This is a genomic window from Pseudomonas sp. SW-3, assembly GCF_016615645.1.
Lineage (GTDB): Bacteria > Pseudomonadota > Gammaproteobacteria > Pseudomonadales > Pseudomonadaceae > Aquipseudomonas > Aquipseudomonas mandelii.
In genome coordinates this window covers 703,769-721,363 of sequence record NZ_CP067098.1, presented here as the reverse complement: position 1 = coordinate 721,363, position 17,595 = coordinate 703,769, and the positions used below count along the sequence as shown (strand labels likewise).

Genomic DNA, 17,595 nt, shown 5'->3' with positions numbered 1-17,595 from the left:
TGACCGCTCATACCAAACCGCTGGCGATAACAGAATTACTGTTCAGATTTTGTTCAATTCAGCCTTTATCCAGTCATCGAGAGCGGGTATCATGCCAACCCTTTTTCGAACTCTCATGATCCGGCCCCACAACAGGGAAGTCCTATGTCGGCGGTACGCATCGGTCCATATACATTGCACAACGGCTTGATCCTCGCCCCCATGGCGGGCGTCACCGACCAGCCCTTTCGTCAGCTGTGCAAGCGACTGGGCGCAGGGCTTGTAGTCTCGGAAATGGTCACCAGCGACATGAGCTTGTGGAACACCCGCAAATCGCGGATGCGCATGATCCACGAAGGTGATCCCGAGCCCCGCTCGGTCCAGATCGCCGGGGGTGATGCACAGATGCTGGCGGATGCGGCCCGGGCCAACGTCGAACTGGGCGCACAGATTATTGACATCAACATGGGCTGTCCGGCGAAGAAGGTCTGCAACAAGGCCGCCGGTTCCGCGCTGTTGAAGGATGAAGCATTGGTGACCGAGATCCTGCAAGCCGTCGTGGCTGCGGTTGATGTGCCGGTCACCTTGAAGATCCGCACCGGCTGGGACCGGGACAACAAGAACGGTCTGACGGTGGCGAAGATCGCCGAGCAAGCGGGCATTACGGCGTTGGCGGTTCATGGCCGCACCCGTGCCGACCTGTACACCGGTGAAGCCGAGTACGACACCATTGCCGCGATCAAGCAGGCGGTGTCGATGCCGGTCTTTGCCAACGGCGACATCGATTCACCCGAGAAGGCCCGGTACGTGCTCGATGCGACCGGTGCCGATGGCCTGCTGGTAGGCCGGGCCGCCCAGGGGCGGCCGTGGATTTTTCGTGAGATCGATCATTTCCTGCGTACTGGCGAAAAACTCCCGGCACTGGAATTGATCGAGGTGGAACGCATTCTGCTAGAGCATCTGGCTGCACTGCACGTCTTCTATGGAGACGTGATGGGCGTCCGTATCGCTCGAAAGCATGTGGGCTGGTATCTCGCAACCTTGCCGGGCGCCAGGGAGTTTCGCGCCCACTTCAATCGTTTGGAAGATACGGAAGCACAATGCGCCAACGTTCAGGGCTTCTTCGCCGAACGTTACAAGAGCCTGACAGGGGACGGAGAAGGGGTGGCCGCATGACGATGATGACCGAGACTTTAGTGAGTGGAACAACACCCGTGAGCGACAACGTGAATTTGAAACAGCACCTCAATACGCCGAGCGAAGAAGGTCAGACCCTTCGCGGGAGTGTCGAGAAGGCGCTGCACAATTATTTCGCCCACCTTGAGGGCGCTGCCGTCACGGATGTGTACAACCTGGTGCTCTCCGAAGTCGAGGCGCCCCTGCTCGAGTGCGTGATGAACTACGTCAAGGGCAACCAGACCAAGGCCAGCGAGCTGCTCGGGTTGAACCGAGGCACGCTGCGCAAGAAACTCAAGCAGTACGATTTGCTGTAAGCATTCAATCAAACCAGAAAGGCGCCCGCGTAAAAACGGTCGCCTTTTTGCTGACTCCTTTGCTTTTGATGGAAATTGAAATGACCGACCAGACTACCCGCCTGCCGATCCGCCGCGCCTTGATCAGCGTTTCCGACAAGACCGGGATCCTCGAATTCGCCAAAGAGCTTGAAGCCCTGGGCGTCGAGATTCTCTCCACCGGCGGAACGTTCAAGCTGCTGCGCGACAACGGTGTTGCCGCAGTGGAAGTCGCGGACTACACCGGTTTCGCAGAAATGATGGACGGTCGGGTGAAAACCCTGCACCCGAAAATCCACGGCGGGATCCTCGGTCGTCGCGGTATCGACGACGCCATCATGAACGAGCACGGCATCAAGCCGATCGACCTGGTCGCGGTCAACCTGTACCCGTTCGAGGCCACCATCAACAAGCCAGGCTGCGACCTGCCGACCGCCATCGAAAATATCGACATCGGCGGCCCGACCATGGTCCGCTCGGCGGCAAAAAACCATAAAGACGTGGCCATCGTGGTCAATGCCAGCGACTACGCCAGCGTCCTTGAAGGCCTCAAGGCTGGCGGCCTGACCTATGCTCAGCGTTTCGACCTGATGCTCAAGGCCTTCGAACACACCGCGGCCTACGACGGCATGATCGCCAACTACATGGGCACCGTGAACCAGGCCGCTGACACCCTCTCGACCTCCGGTCGCAGCGAGTTCCCGCGCACGTTCAACAGCCAGTTCGTCAAGGCTCAGGAAATGCGCTACGGCGAGAACCCGCACCAGAGCGCGGCGTTCTACGTGGAAGCCAAGCCTGCCGAAGTCGGTATCGCCACCGCGACCCAACTGCAGGGCAAAGAGCTGTCGTACAACAACGTGGCCGACACCGACGCCGCGCTGGAATGCGTGAAGAGCTTCGTCAAGCCGGCTTGCGTGATCGTCAAGCACGCCAACCCGTGCGGCGTTGCGGTCAGCCCGGACGCAGAAGGCGGTATCCGTCAGGCTTACGAACTGGCTTACGCCACCGACACCGAGTCGGCGTTCGGCGGCATCATCGCCTTCAACCGCGAGCTGGATGCTGAAACCGCCAAGGCCATCGTCGAGCGTCAGTTCGTCGAAGTGATCATCGCCCCTAGCGTCAGCGAAGAAGCCCGCGCCATCGTGGCGGCCAAAGCCAATGTGCGCCTGCTGGCCTGCGGCGAGTGGTCGGCTGATCGCGCCGCTGCCTGGGACTACAAACGCGTCAACGGCGGTTTGCTGGTACAGAGCCGCGACATCGGCATGATCAGCGCCGACGACCTGAAAGTCGTGACCAAGCGTGCCCCGACCGAGCAGGAAATCAACGACCTGATCTTCGCCTGGAAAGTCGCCAAATACGTTAAATCCAACGCCATTGTCTACGCCAAGAACCGTCAGACCATCGGCGTCGGCGCTGGCCAGATGAGCCGCGTGAACTCCGCCCGTATCGCCGCGATCAAGGCTGAACATGCCGGTTTGCAGGTGGCGGGCTCGGTGATGGCCTCCGATGCGTTCTTCCCGTTCCGCGACGGCCTGGACAACGCGGCCAAGGTCGGTATCACCGCGGTGATCCAGCCGGGTGGCTCGATGCGTGATGCGGAAGTGATTGCCGCTGCTGATGAAGCTGGCATCGCCATGGTCTTCACCGGCATGCGCCACTTCCGTCACTGATTTTTCGCTCTTGTAGGAGCGAGGCTTGCCCGCGAAGGGCTCGCCACGGTGTATCAACAAGACCGAGGCGATCCCTTCGCGGGCAAGCCTCGCTCCTACAGGTTCGGTGGTGGCGGATGCCGCGTACCGTTAGCCAGGCAGCTCAGGCTGCCCCCACAGAATTAGCGTCATCCGAGGTTTTTGAAATGAATGTTTTGATCATTGGCAGCGGTGGCCGTGAACACGCCCTGGCCTGGAAAGTGGCTCAGGATCCGCGTGTGCAGAAAGTATTCGTTGCCCCGGGCAACGCCGGCACCGCCATTGAAGCCAAGTGCGAGAACGTCGCTATCGACGTGCTCGCCCTCGAGCAGCTTGCAGATTTCGCGGAGAAAAACGTTTCCCTCACCATCGTTGGCCCGGAAGTGCCGCTGGTCGCTGGCGTCGTCGACCTGTTCCGCTCCCGTGGCCTGGATTGCTTCGGCCCGACGGCCGGTGCGGCCCAGCTGGAAGGTTCGAAAGCCTTTACCAAGGATTTCCTGGCTCGCCACAAGATCCCGACCGCCGATTACCAGAACTTCACCGAGATCGAGCCGGCCCTGGCCTATCTGCGTGAAAAAGGTGCGCCGATTGTGATCAAGGCCGATGGCCTGGCCGCCGGTAAAGGCGTGATCGTTGCCATGACCCTGGCCGAAGCAGAAGATGCTGTGCGCGACATGCTCGCGGGCAACGCATTCGGCGAGGCCGGCTCGCGCGTTGTGATCGAAGAATTCCTGGACGGCGAAGAAGCCAGCTTCATCGTCATGGTCGACGGCAAGAACGTACTGCCGATGGCCACCAGCCAGGACCACAAACGCGTCGGCGACGGCGACACCGGCCCGAACACCGGCGGCATGGGTGCCTACTCCCCTGCCCCCGTCGTGACCGCTGAAGTCCACAAGCGCGTCATGGACCTGGTGATCTGGCCGACCGTGCGCGGCATGGCCGATGAAGGTAACGTCTACACCGGTTTCCTGTATGCCGGCCTGATGATCGACAAGGCTGGTAACCCAAAAGTTATCGAGTTCAACTGCCGTTTCGGTGATCCTGAGACCCAACCGGTGATGCTGCGTTTGCAGTCGAGCCTGGTGTTGCTGGTCGAAGCGGCCCTGGCGCAAGCCCTGGACAAGGTCGAAGCGCAATGGGATCCACGTCCGAGCGTCGGCATCGTGCTGGCGGCTGGCGGCTATCCTGGCGACTACGCTAAAGGCGTCGCCATCAACGGCCTGGATGCAGCCGCCGCACTGGAAGGCAAAGTCTTCCACGCCGGCACTGCGCTCAAGGACGGTCAAGTGGTGACCGCCGGTGGTCGTGTGCTTTGCGCTACCGCCATGGGCGCCAGCGTTGATGCTGCCCAGCAACAGGCTTACAAACTGGCGGCAAAGATTGATTGGGAAGGCTGTTTCTATCGCAAGGACATTGGTTACCGTGCCATTGCCCGCGAACGTGGCGAAAATCAGGAATAAGCGATCCGTTCGGCAGGGCTTGTGCTTCAGGCCCTTGCCGGACTGTTCCGGCGCCGCGCATAGTTATAATCTGGCATCAACCTACGAAGGGATTTCGCCGTGCGCTGGCTCAGGATTGCCATAGGTTTCACTGTCACGCTGCTGACCTTGCTCTGCATGCTCCCGGCCCAGGCCGCGCAAGGCAGTGGCTGGGCGGTATTGCTTGACGAACAGGGCGACCTGCAGCTGAGCGACATCCGTTCCGCGCGCTACACCAATCAATTCAGCCCCATCGAACTTGACCGCCTCACCGCGGCCGAGCCCGAAGGCGCATTGTGGCTGCGCTTCCGGCTCGCACCCGGCAAACACGAGCAATTGCTGCGAGTGTTCGCCCCCGACCTGTCGCGCCTCAATCTGTACGTGCTCGACGGCGACACGCTGATCGATCAATTGAACACCGGCACCGGGCAGCCCCAGGCTGACCGTCCCCTGCCCAGCAGCGAATTCATGTTGCCGCTGCCACAAAGCGACAAACCCCTCGACGTCTACCTGCGGCTGGTGTCCGAACACCAGTTACGGCCGTACATCACCCTGCAATCGGCGATCATGACCGCGGCCAATCAGAACCAGATGCTGATTTACGGCCTTCTGTTCGGTTGCCTCGGGATGCTGATCCTGCACAGCCTCGTCCGCTACGCCTATACGCGCTCGCGCAGCAGTCTCTGGCTGGCCGCATGCGAAGCACTGTTGATGCTCAGCCTGCTGCTGTTGCTGAATCTGGCGGGGCCCTGGCTGCCAAACTGGCACGCGGTGCAGACACCCGGCGCCTACCTCGCCCTGCTGCTGACGGCGCCGTGCGGCCTGATGTTCGCCTATCGTTTCTTTGCGCCACTCGGCCCGCACCCGCTGAACAAGCTGCTGCTGGGTGACATTCTGTTCATCGTGATGTGCGGCTTGCTGCTGCTGTTCGTCAATACGCTGCCGCTGAACATCATGACCTACGCCCTGGTCGCCCTGGCAGGTCTGAGCATGTTGTTCGTCAGTGCCTATCACTGGCAAAAAGGTTATCGCCCGGCGCGCCTGTTCGTCGCGGCGATGGTCGTGTTCAACATTGGCACGCTGATCATGTTGCCGGCCCTGCTGGGGCTGACGCTGGTCGCGCCGCAGGGCTTGATCATGACGCTGCTGGGGTTTATCTGCATCAGCGGCGTGCTGATGAGCATTGCGCTGAGCGAACGTCAGCGCAGCATCACCGAAGATCGTTTCAGCGTCAGTCGCGACCTGGCGGCCAGCAATGCCGAGATCAACGCCAAGGCCGAGTTCCTGGCGAAGATCAGCCACGAAATCCGTACCCCGATGAACGGCGTACTGGGCATGACTGAACTGCTGCTGGGCACACCGTTGTCGGTCAAGCAGCGTGACTATGTGCAGACGATCCACAGCGCCGGCAACGAACTGCTGACCCTGATCAACGAGATACTCGACATCTCCAAGCTCGAGTCCGGGCAGATAGAACTGGACGACGTTCAATTCGATCTCAATGCCTTGATCGAAGACTGCCTGAGCATCTTCCGCGCCAAGGCCGAACAGCAGAACGTCGAGCTGATCAGTTTCATCCAGCCGCAAGTGCCACGCGTCATCAGCGGCGACCCGACGCGTCTGCGCCAGACCTTGCTGAGCCTGCTGGAAAACGCCCTGAAGAAAACCGACGAGGGCGAGATCCTGATCGTCGTCGCGCTTGACGAACGCAGCGCCCAACCGCGCCTGCGCATCGCCGTGCAAGACAGCGGCGTGCCGATGGAGGCCGAAGAACGCGACGCACTGATGCACGCCGAGCTGCACAGCAAACATTTCCTCTCGGCAACCAGCCTGGGCGGCAACCTGGGGCTAGTGATTGCCCGTCAGTTGATCCGCCTTATGCAGGGCGAATTCGGCATCAAGATTGGCGCCAACCAAGGCAGCACGTTGTGGCTGACCCTGCCGCTGGACCCTGATCGTCTCGAGCACCCGACCTCCGACCTCGACGGGCCGCTGCAAGGTGCGCGTGTGCTGGTGGTGGACGATAACGACACGTGCCGCAAAGTGCTGGTGCAGCAATGCAGCGCCTGGGGCCTGAACGTCAGTGCCGTGCCGTCCGGTAAAGAGGCACTGGCATTGCTGCGCACCAAAGCTCACCTGCGCGATTATTTCGACGTGGTCCTGCTCGACCAGAACATGCCCGGCATGACCGGCATGCAACTGGCGGCCAAGATCAAGGAAGACCCGAGCCTGAACCACGACATTCTGCTGATCATGCTCACTGGCATCAGCAACGCGCCGAGCAAGATCATCGCGCGCAACTCCGGGATCAAACGCATCCTCGCCAAACCGGTGGCTGGCTACACCCTCAAGACCACCCTGGCGGACGAACTGAACCAGCGCAACAAGGGCCCGACCGTCTCGCCGTACCAGCCCTCCGGTCCGACGCTTCCGGTCAAGGTTCCGAGTGATTTCCGCATTCTGGTGGCCGAAGACAACAACATCTCGACCAAGGTGATTCGCGGCATGCTCGGCAAGCTCAACCTGCAACCTGACACCGCCAGCAATGGCGAAGAAGCCTTGCAGGCAATGAAAGCCCAGCGCTATGACCTGGTCCTGATGGACTGTGAAATGCCCATCCTCGATGGCTTCTCTGCCACCCAGCAGTTACGTGCCTGGGAAGTCGGCAACCAGCGGATTCGCACCCCGGTTGTTGCGTTGACCGCGCACATCCTCGCCGAGCACAAAGAACGCGCGCGCCAGGCCGGCATGGACGGGCACATGGCCAAACCGGTCGAGCTGTCGCAACTGCGCGATCTGATCGAGCATTGGGTTGCCCAGCGTGATCAGCAGAATCGCACGACCTCAACGCTCCAGGCAGGCGTGTAGGGCAATCAACGCCGGCATGACTCAATCTGCTGCGCAGATTTCCATGGTCGAAGCATCATCGGTCAACGTCAACATCGCGACGTTGTCCTGATACCTGTCCCTGATCTTCAAGGCAATGGCGTCGCGCACGGGGCCGTAGAGGATTCCGGACAAGTCAGCACTGGCGTAGCGCATGCAAACGCTGCCTTGTACATCCTCGGCCAGATGTCGCTGGGCCAGCGGATTGGCACTGATGATCTGGCGGGTCTTAAGCTCGATGTACACACTTGTGAGCGATGTCGGCGTCTGCGCTATAACCACCAGCAAACGCACAGCCTCTGCGGGCGCAAGAACATCACCCGACTCGTCCGTGGATATTTTCTGCATGTGATCGCGCAGCAAACCCATTGCGGGCTCGTTGCCGGACAACCTTGCCAGCCGCTGCACTGTTGCCGCCGTAGCGCCTCCTTTATCCACAGCGCCTTGTGAAATCGCTGCAATGACCCAGTCGCTGACAGACTCGACACTGTCCTGGGTAATCAGCCATTCCTGTCGCGCTCTTGTACGTCGCAGCCAGTAGTCATCCAGAAACTCCACATAAGCGTTGTACCAGTCGACATCCGGGGCTTTTTCAATCTTCTTATTGGCAATCAATTGCGCCAGCAACACGGAATCGACCAGATCCTTATAGTGCGCCGCCCCATCCGCAGCCGGAATAATCACGACACAAGCGCCAACGATCAACACAGAATATTCGCAACTCATATCAACTCCCTCGACAATAAAAAAGGCAGCCGACAACCGGCTGCCGATTTAGATCAGTTAGATATCAATGTCTACGATCTGGTCTTTATGTGGGACAAGTTTGCTCTTGATGGACTCACGGACTGCATCAGCGACCAATGTATTTTTGGCAAATACCGTTTCGCCGCGATACAAGTTCACATTTCGGATATCCACATCCGTAAACATTACTTGGGTGGAGCTGTTCTTGCGAAGAAAACGCACTGCACCCACAGCCATGATTGCCTCACCCTCGACTTCGACACACGCACCTGCCGAGATTCCCCCGACGCCATTTTCCAGCAGATTTCGCTCATAAACAGTCAGGGCAGCCGTGTCACGCTTTTGCAGGGCCGCGATCGCATCACCCGCCACCTTGAGCATCAACGCAGTCGTCGGACCAGGCAATGCAACGCCGGCAACCACCGCACCGAGAATCTCCAGCACCAGTTTGTCCATGCGGACGCTGGTGCCGCTGACGTGCAGATCGCTGTAGTACTTGCTGACAGGCGTCCAGCCTGCGAGGGTCATGACTTCCCGGAACCTCAAGTACCACTCTTTGCCCTGATGTTCTTCAGGGTATAGTTTGTTCGCTGCACGGGATGCAAAGAGAAAGGCGTTTTGAGCGTCTGACTTGTTTTCAGCACTGAGCTTGCCAGAAAAGCCCAACGTGCCTTCACCCACAACGGAGCCTTTCGACGGTGCTTCGATCTCGTCGCCCACAACCATAAGACCACGAGGGCGGATAATGATCTGCTCGTCGATATCACACGCTTCAATCGCTTCAATACAGGCAGCGACATAACTTTCACGAATAGCTTGATTATACACAATGAATTCCTTATAAAAATACCAGACAAGTTCCTCATGAACTTGCGATAAAACAATAACCAAACAAACGAACTACGACAAACTAAAACCTGTAACACCATATCCATTCAATAAACATAAGTTACAACAACACCTAAGCAACTAACAAAAGCGCCCAACCGCAAAATTAACTGACGCGCCTGTCACAACTCACACCCACAAGCAATTAACTGACTGATAGACTCCTCGTCATCCTCACTCCTGATGCGAGCCGAAACCATGCTCCACGTGTTATTCAGCGTTTACCTGAAGATGCTGGTGCTCTACAGCCCGTTCTTCGTGTTGTCCTGCTTCATCAGCCTGACCCGCGGTTATTCACGCAAGGAACAACGTCGACTGGCCTGGAAAGTGGCCACCGCCACGCTGGTGTCCAGCGTCTTGCTGTACTTGTTCGGACGGGTGATTTTCAGTGTCTTCGGCATCACCGTGGACGCGTTCCGCATCGGCGCCGGCAGCGTGCTGTTTATCTCGGCACTGGGCATGGCCCAAGGCAAGTCGGCGGTGCAGACCGACAATGTGCAGCAGGACGTGACGATCGTCCCGCTGACGATTCCATTGACGGTCGGCCCCGGCACCATCGGTGCCTTGTTGGTTATGGGCGTGAGCCAGCCACATTGGGACGACAAACTCACGGCCATTCTCAGCATTGCCCTGGCCAGTTTTACGGTTGGCGTGGTCCTTTATTTGTCCAGCCGCATCGAACGGATTCTCGGTGACCAGGGCTTGCAGATTGTCAGCCGGCTGATGGGATTGTTTGTGTGCGCGCTGGCGGCACAGATTATCTTCACGGGCGTAAAAGGTTACCTGGTGCCCTGATCAGCCAGGGAGCGCAACGTTGTGAATTGACAACGTTGCGAAACGTTCGGAACCCGGATCTCCACCCTCGGTTTTTTAGACCGAGCTCAACTTCTCGACGAGCACTTTTAACTCAAGGCTGCTTTCCCCAAGATCGAACATCGTTTGCCACAGTTCATGGACGCTGACCTCAAGCGTATTGCCAAGAACTTGCACACTCAGGTTCAGCGACTGGGCCAATGCCCACTCCTCAGATTGTGCCGAACGAAAAACCAGGCTGCTGCCGTTGTCGGGGTCGGTGAGCAGCAGATGGTTGTCTGCCCGATCGACACGCCAGTCATCCTGCGCTCCGGTCGCCAGAATCAGCCGCGAGGGTATGGCGTCAATGTCCGGCCAGTCAGTGCAATCGACCACGATGCAATCGAGGTGCTGCCAGGCGGTCTCCGACACGTGGTAAATCGACCCCGTTTCAGCGCCTCCCAGAATCAATGAACTGACACCGTCAGGCACCAGAGCCAGCAGGTCTTTTACCTCTCCCCCGATCTCCAGCGTCATGACATCCCCCTCTCGACTGGCCTTGTTCGCCGCCACCCACACAACCTCTTTTGTGTTGCGGTTGAAGATCACGCCGTCCACCGGATCAAACAACAGCGGAACACTCCCTTGTTTCGTCCCGAGGAAGTTTGCCCACTGCCCATCCGCTCTGCCGTTAACCTCAAAGACACGATTGAGTTCGGGTACGTAATACGCGTAACGGTTGGTCGAGTGGCCAATCGGCAAAAAAGGCGCATGAGCCTGACCGGACACTAAATCGTTCAGGCGTTTTGTCAGCGCTTCAGGCGACTCCCTGTAACGATAAGACCAGGCGTTCTCGACACTGATGATGCGGGCCGGCTCACCTTCAATCAGTTCGAAATTGACCCCGTCCCGAGTGCGGCCCCGCAAACCGGTGCCGTAAGGCAGCACGTCAGAAAATGCCCAGGTTCCCCAGACCTTTTCTGGTCGTGGCAGCGCGTCGGCATTGATCAGCCGCCTGCCACTGCCGAACGCGCGGCTCAGCTGCTCAGGCTCGATAAACGCCTGACGATAAAGGTGGCCGCTGCTCAGGCCAAGTAACCAGGCGTGCTTGCCATCACGAGTGACGGACAACAGACGGCAACCTTTTTCAGCCATCAGGTCGGTTACCAACAGCTTGTTGTTCAGATAGCGCGCGTAGACAGGCACCTGGCCGGTGACGTCCGATAATCCGGAAAGCGAAATCAGCGAAACCGCATGCTCCTTGCCAAGGGCCTCCAGATCGCTCATCCACAATGGATGGGCATCCAGCCAATCCCCCGTCACGCCGCTAAGGAAAAAGCTCGCGTCCTGACGAACGTCAAACATCAGCCCGGACTCATTGACGACCAGGTACCCGCCGTCGCTGATCCTGAGCTTGACGCTGCCTGGCAATGGCACCCGTTGTGCCTCATCGCCGGTAAAGGGTTGGTGATAGAGGTTTTGACTGTGTGCGTCGTGAAACAGGAACGCTGCAGCATCAGGATCATTCGGTGGCAGCAAGCTTATCTGGGGCAGCGCCGAGGCGGTTTCGCTGACGGGCAAGTGCGGGGTCAGGAGTTGGTGGCTCTGCCCGTTGATCCATCTCGGCAGCGACGGCTTGTCGAGGTCGCCGGACGTTACCGTCACAAAGGACGCAGGCCTCCAGGACGTTTGCCGTTCGGCGTCGGCGCCCTCAGCAACAACCGCAATATCAACCTGCTGTAACAGGGCAATGACGTCCTTCAAGGTATCGAAATAGTCCGGTGGTTCGCTCGATACCGAGACCAACGAGATTTCCTCGCCGTGAATCAGATAAATCACCACGTAACGCTGGGTCTTGCTCAGGCGTACCCGCTGAGTGACTTGAACAACGCCAGCGCCCCGATCAAGGCAGCCAATGATCTGCGCCTCTTCACTTCCACGATTGAAAACGCTGTAGCGCCAGGTGGTCAAACCCGTGACGGCATTGACGCGCCATATCAGGGGTTGATCCGGGTGATAGAAGTAAGCGTGATCGTCTTGCACTGCCGCCAGTTGAAGTTTCTCGCTGACCGGACCCAGGAATTGACGGCCATAAACGAACCGTTCCTTTGCCACTTCGTACCAACCGGCAGTGTATTGCGGCTTTTCTGGATTGCCAAAAGGCAGCAGAAACTTGCCCGCAGGAATTAAGGCATTGCCCATGCGCTGCTGCCGGTGAAGCACCTTCAAACGGTCAAGCTCCGCCTGCGAGTAATGTCCGTCAGCCGCTTGAAGTGACGCCAGGTACAGTTGCCGATGTTCGCGGTCAACACGGTAGGTTTCGAGGTTCTTTGTTCGAACATATACGTCGATGTCGGCCTCGATGCTCAGCTCGATACCGTCGATGTTCAACCCCGCCGCGCCGACACTGATGTGTTGTGGCGTGATCCAGTCGGCGCTCAACACCCAGCTCACGCTTCCGTCACCGGGAAGTGCGCTGAGATGGACCGACACGAGTCCTGGTTTAAGTGCGAGGGAGTAAGCCCCCCTCAGCGTGTCGATGCGGTAAGAAACCTTGCCCCGCATCTCTCGCGGTAATTCAGGAACGTACAGCGCCCGGGTTTCATTTCCAACGCGCACGGTAATGGTCGTGGGCTCATAGACAGGGTTAAGTTTGTACAGGATGTGCGGGAAAGGTCTGGCGTGGGTGAAGAAAAAACCTTCCTCCCTGGCTTCAAGTTCACGCAACACGTCATATTGCGGATACATCTTACGAGGCAGGACGCTCGAGCCGCCGACAACGTTCAGGAGCAGGTTGCTCCACTCAAAGACCTGCGGATCGGAACCCAGTTGATACTCGTAACCGTAATAACACTTTGGAGTACCCGGAAGCAGCAAGGCCGATTCTGCCGGCACAGCGTTAAATCGACCATGAACACGCGGGCCAGGAATCGCGACCTGTTTTGGCAGCCCCATGCTTTCTCGAACGACAATAGCGTTCTGTTTGTTCCCATCGGGCCGTGGGAGCCCCGAGCCACCCAGCGAGCGAAAGAGCCCCTGGCTGCCGAACACGATGACCCCTTCGCGAAGATCAAGCGTGTCCACCACCGACTCGGGCATGATCGATACGACCCCTTGCTTGACCGAAAAAGCCTGCGGGCTGTACGCCGTTTTGAACCGGGTAAACAATTCGGCAACTTTCTCTGCCTTGTCCATGATTTGCCCGAGATTGCCGGCAATCGCCGTGACGCCGATTCCGATGCCAAGCAATGGTACCGACAGAAAACCTGCGACCGCACCCGCCGTCCCGCCGACTACCAGCGCAACGCCGTCGAGCACAAGCGCACTGACATCGAACAGCAGTTGAGTGCCGAAACGCGCTTGCTGCTCGTGGTTTTCGGCGTTGTAGAACTCGTAAATATCAAAACCGATATTGACCACGCCCAATACCTGCCCCAACCCCGGGCCAGCGATTCGCGCCAGGAGTCGCCCGCCCGCCGAAGCGGTCCTGACCGCTATCGCTCGCTCGGCGTTCACCAGCTGTCGAACCAGGTTCGCCATTTGCAGCGTGTCGAGGCCGATACCGTGGACTAACTGTGCATGGCCCAGGTAGCCATGAAGGCGAACGGCGACGGCCAGGTTCGATTCTGTTCCAGGCTGCGCCAGTTGATCGCGGTTTCGAAGTTCGGTGATCAACGCCTGGAAACCAAACGCAAAACTCAGCCGGCTCCCCTCGGAAACATCCGTTGGATCAACAGGTTTATGTCCATCGTTGCTGCCGGCCAGGTACTCGATACTCGTGTCCAGGAACGACTTGATTCGCCCGAGAAACGGTTCGTTGGTTTTCACCACGCGGATCTGTTGCGTTTTGATGTCCATGAACGACAGTGCGTAACCGTCATCCGGTTGAGCCTGCAGGGTTGCGAACACGGGGACGTACTCGCTCCCGAGTCCGTTCGCCGATCTCACCCGGTTTGTCACCTGATCGATTTTGCTCGCCCAGACGCTGGCATCCCGTTCGGAAAGACCCCGTCCCAATCGCGCATTTTCAGACAGCGCGCGTGAGCGTAATTGGGCGTGATGGGACCAGGGTGCGATGCTTTTTCCTGAGCTCAAGGATTCATTGCCCAACAGCTTCGACACTGGCAGTTCCGAGGGTAAGTGCTTGCTGGCGAGGCGAGCGCCGTCCAGCTCGATCACATTGAAGGGCGAGCGATCCGTCGACTCGATCGCATACTGCCTGGCCAGGTCGGACGTGTTGAACAGGGCCTTCATCCCAAGCTTGAGGTGGTCTATCCGATCGAAACCAAAGACACCGAAATTGGGGTCGTAGAAAGACCAGCTACTGTGTTCGGCCGTCCCGGTCCTGGCCACCATCATTGAATGGTTTTCGGTATTGAGCATCAACGTGCAAGGTGCAGGTTTAGCCGCCAACACCTCAAAGATGCCATCGAAACTCAACGGGCCGAGCTTGTCGCCAAAATCAGCCTGGGGTATGGCGCGCAATTCGTCGAGCGCCTGAAGAAATGCATGGGTATCACTTTCACCGGGCGAGAAATGCGCATTGGCCAGTCTGCCGCTGAGTGCCTGTACCGCATCGCGGCCCTGATGAGTCGCCGCCGCCATCAGCAGCGCCAGTGGATAACAGCGTCTTCCGGGGTCGCCATCGCCCCTGACCAGCAACCCCTGAGGCATTAACTTGGCCATTGACGCGCCCGCCTCCAGGAGCGTTTTACGCACCGAGGCACTGCGCTGGAGAATGTATCGGCGTAGCTCGTAGTCCGTCTGGTGCCTGATGCGAGCCACGCTCTCGCCCCATTGACGAAGCGTCAACGAATTCTCGAATGAAAGAATCTTGAGTACCTGAGCGCTCTCCGTGGAGGGGTCAACTGGCGTTTTGACGGCGGCAAACGCCGTTTCGAACTCGGGACTTTTGAGCGAAAGCAACACCTGCTCGATAGACATGTACCGCTCGGATATACCCCGGTCGGCCGTACTTTCCGCGAGCGCGCCGAGCTGCTGCCAGGCGTCGGCGAAACCGGTTTCGTCCAGCGTCGATGCGCCGAAAAGGCCACCGAGCACCACCCGATGTACCGGACTCAACTGATCGAGCGGCAGAGTCCCATGACCGATGCGAACGATCATTTCATTCAGATTGCCAATCGGATAGAAACCATGGGAAACCGGTAGCTCGGCTACAGGCTGGTTCAGAATCCTTTGCCGGTCATCAAAGTCCAGGGAAAAAGGTTTAGCGAAATTCAACTCACCGCTGAGCTTTTCGTTCATCGCACGGATGAAGGGCTCCCCTAACTCATCCATCCAGCGCTGCAGGATGGCGGTCAACAAAACCGGGCGCCCTTCCATGATCGGCCAGCCTTTTTCGAAGCTGATGGTGCGCCCTTTCAACAGCTCGGAAAAAGTCCCCTGATAGCGTGTTTGTAATTTGCCGTCGGCCCAGTTTGCTTGTTCTTTTTGCAGCCATTCTTGCGGTGTAGCGTTGATCGTCCAGCCAGAAACCTTCTCTTCTTCGGTGGCCACGTTGTAGCCATCCGACAATTTCAATCGGTCTCGTATTTCGTTTTTCCCATCAAACAGGAGATGCTTTTCCACATACTCCTCAAGCCCTGTAATCGCCGCTCCAGGTCCGGTCAAATCAATGGTCCCACGGGATTCATAACGAATACCGTCACTGTAGTAAGCGCCAATGGCGCTAACCAGCTTGCCTAAATACCCTCGGCGCGTTTTCGACAGTCCAGGCACCTCGGCAATCTTTTCATTCACCATCGCCACGAGAATATCTTGTACGGCTGCACTGTCGCTCCAGTCCACAGCCGTCGCGTTCAATCGAGACTCAAACTCTGACAGGAAGTCGTAGTTGAACCTGATCAACTCGATAATCGCCTGGGTCGAGCCAGCGCCGGCATGCGCGACGATATGAGAGTTCATTTCACTGTTGATCTGGATGGCCATGCGAATACCGTCCGTGGGCGTTTGACTATTGCCCGGCGCAGAAAATATGTCGGAGGGCCCCGGACGCTGCAGTGCAAACTCGTTTAATGCTGCCCTGTGCTGTTCAGGAATACTCATTGTGCGGTCAGGGTATCGACTGGGGTCGCGCCCTGGCATCAGCGATTCGTTGTTATTGAGCAGGAGTTGTAATACGCCAATTCGCGCACTTTCATCGAACGCCGTAATATCGACTCCGCCCAATACGTTTTTCAGTTGCGGCAAGTAATCCACATCACTGTAGCGACCGCCCTCCAGTGCTTCGACCTGCAGGCGAACCACATCGCTGGCCGCAGCAAAGTTGCCTCGCCCTGCCACTTCGCGTTCATAGACGTCCCATAAAAGGTGTTCTTTGAAGACTTCACGCACGTCGCGTAACCGCAGATGTTGATCAACCATGGCCAAGTGGCTGTCCAGGCATTTTTGTCTGAACGCAATGAGGGTGGCCTCGTCCTTGCCATAGGCGCGAACCATCAGATCAATACGCGCTTCATCCGCCTTTCCGGCCCAGCGCTCCTGCCTGAGGTGAGCCGACATTTGCATTTTCAGCACCCGGGCTCGATGTTCGATCATCCGGGCCAGCTCCACAGGCGTGGCGATAGTGGCTCCCCCTGACTCCATGGCATGCGCCCTGGCACTGTCCAGGATCACTCGATTCATCTCGAAGGCCAGTACTGCATCACTGTCGTACCAGAGGTTGAACGTATGGCCTTCCTTGACCATGACCGCCTTCCATATATTGATGTAGTCTCGCTGAATAGCGCCAACCGCGCTCCCGCCGACCCAAACGAAGTGCATTATTTTCGGCACTTCGGGCGCAACCGGATTCAACATTCGCACGGTCTGGACCAGCCGGTTTGTATAGTTTTCAAGCCGCGCAGAGAGGTCGGCCAACGCGGCGGAAATCGGTCCGGCGCGCTGGCCAATCAGTGAGTCGAGCGTCTCTTTGAGCAATAACAATGGCGCCATCTGGTCAGCCCATGGCTGATCTTTTGCGCACGCTGAGTAATAGCCAACCAGCGCTTCATATTCCGGCGCGGCGCGAAACTCGTTCGAGAGTGCTTGAATATCATCGAGTCTGAAATACTGAAGAAACGACTTACCCGCCGTGTTTGATCCCTGATATTGATTCATCACATCCATGCCCTTATAACAAACTTGAAATACACGTAGCCCACAGCGTCGCGCACACGCCATCCGTCGATGTTTGCGAACCTGAACTGATATTTAAAACCAGCACCGAAAGCACTGGCATTGCTAATACGCTAACCACTGAAACAGCAGGCAAAAAACTGCCCAAGCTGCCCACCCAAAAAATACTATGCGATAAAAATAACAACCTCAATCCAACAACAGCGCAATTAATTAATTACACTTAAGCCGAACAAACAAGTGTAACTTTTATCTTTGTCGGAAACGGTTACTAACACACTGCGCACAGCCGCGAATCAAACGGCCTGCGTCGGTTGTATCAGAACATGAAACGCGGATATTGAATTGTCTGAGGCACTCGCATGCACTTTCCGGGTGAGCCCAGTTAAAGTACGGCGGGCATCAAGGAATCTTTCGGTCGATGCGCGGTGAAAAATCTTACGCACTGGAAGGGGGGCTGAACTGCGGCCAGCACCGCTGGCCGCC

The 17,595-nt window shown here is 57.8% G+C and carries 9 protein-coding genes; 6 read left to right on the top strand and 3 right to left on the bottom strand.

The window, feature by feature from the left end:
- Positions 1-144 precede the first annotated feature (144 nt).
- The 5 genes from dusB (at position 145) to JIO00_RS03060 (ending at position 7,527) form a co-directional block, all read left to right on the top strand.
- A complete protein-coding gene (gene dusB / locus JIO00_RS03080) occupies positions 145-1,155 on the top strand; it encodes a tRNA dihydrouridine synthase DusB (RefSeq protein WP_010463890.1) in 1,011 nt (336 codons plus the stop codon).
- Positions 1,152-1,472, top strand: a complete 321-nt coding sequence (fis, locus tag JIO00_RS03075; protein ID WP_007907419.1) for a DNA-binding transcriptional regulator Fis — start codon at positions 1,152-1,154, stop codon at positions 1,470-1,472. The genes dusB and fis overlap by 4 nt, the downstream gene beginning before the upstream one ends.
- Before the next feature lie 80 nt (positions 1,473-1,552).
- On the top strand, positions 1,553-3,160 hold the full coding sequence (gene purH, locus JIO00_RS03070; protein ID WP_145310646.1) for a bifunctional phosphoribosylaminoimidazolecarboxamide formyltransferase/IMP cyclohydrolase: 1,608 nt from the start codon (positions 1,553-1,555) through the stop codon (positions 3,158-3,160).
- 185 nt (positions 3,161-3,345) lie between these two features.
- The gene (purD, locus tag JIO00_RS03065; protein ID WP_077748970.1) at positions 3,346-4,641 is read left to right on the top strand and encodes a phosphoribosylamine--glycine ligase; all 1,296 of its coding nucleotides are present in this window, start codon (positions 3,346-3,348) and stop codon (positions 4,639-4,641) included.
- A gap of 99 nt (positions 4,642-4,740) precedes the next feature.
- Positions 4,741-7,527 carry a hybrid sensor histidine kinase/response regulator gene (locus JIO00_RS03060; protein WP_154913238.1) on the top strand — a complete coding sequence of 929 codons (2,787 nt, stop codon included), beginning with the start codon at positions 4,741-4,743 and terminating at the stop codon, positions 7,525-7,527.
- Positions 7,528-7,548: 21 nt separating this feature from the next.
- Here JIO00_RS03060 and JIO00_RS03055 read toward each other — a convergent pair whose 3' ends face one another.
- Positions 7,549-8,307, bottom strand: a complete 759-nt coding sequence (locus JIO00_RS03055) for a hypothetical protein (RefSeq protein WP_234452926.1) — start codon at positions 8,305-8,307, stop codon at positions 7,549-7,551.
- A gap of 21 nt (positions 8,308-8,328) precedes the next feature.
- Positions 8,329-9,120 (bottom strand): hypothetical protein, encoded by a 792-nt coding sequence (locus JIO00_RS03050; RefSeq protein WP_083375142.1) that lies wholly within the window; start codon positions 9,118-9,120, stop codon positions 8,329-8,331.
- A 258-nt stretch (positions 9,121-9,378) separates the two neighbouring features.
- On the opposite strand from JIO00_RS03050, the gene JIO00_RS03045 reads away from it, so the two are divergent.
- Positions 9,379-9,975: a MarC family protein gene (locus JIO00_RS03045; protein WP_010463905.1), complete on the top strand. Its 597-nt coding sequence runs from the start codon at positions 9,379-9,381 to the stop codon at positions 9,973-9,975.
- Between the two features lie 75 nt (positions 9,976-10,050).
- Here the strand turns inward: JIO00_RS03045 and JIO00_RS03040 are convergent, their stop codons facing one another.
- A complete protein-coding gene (locus tag JIO00_RS03040; protein WP_200667593.1) occupies positions 10,051-17,091 on the bottom strand; it encodes a TcdA/TcdB pore-forming domain-containing protein in 7,041 nt (2,346 codons plus the stop codon).
- Between the last annotated feature and the right edge of the window lie 504 nt (positions 17,092-17,595).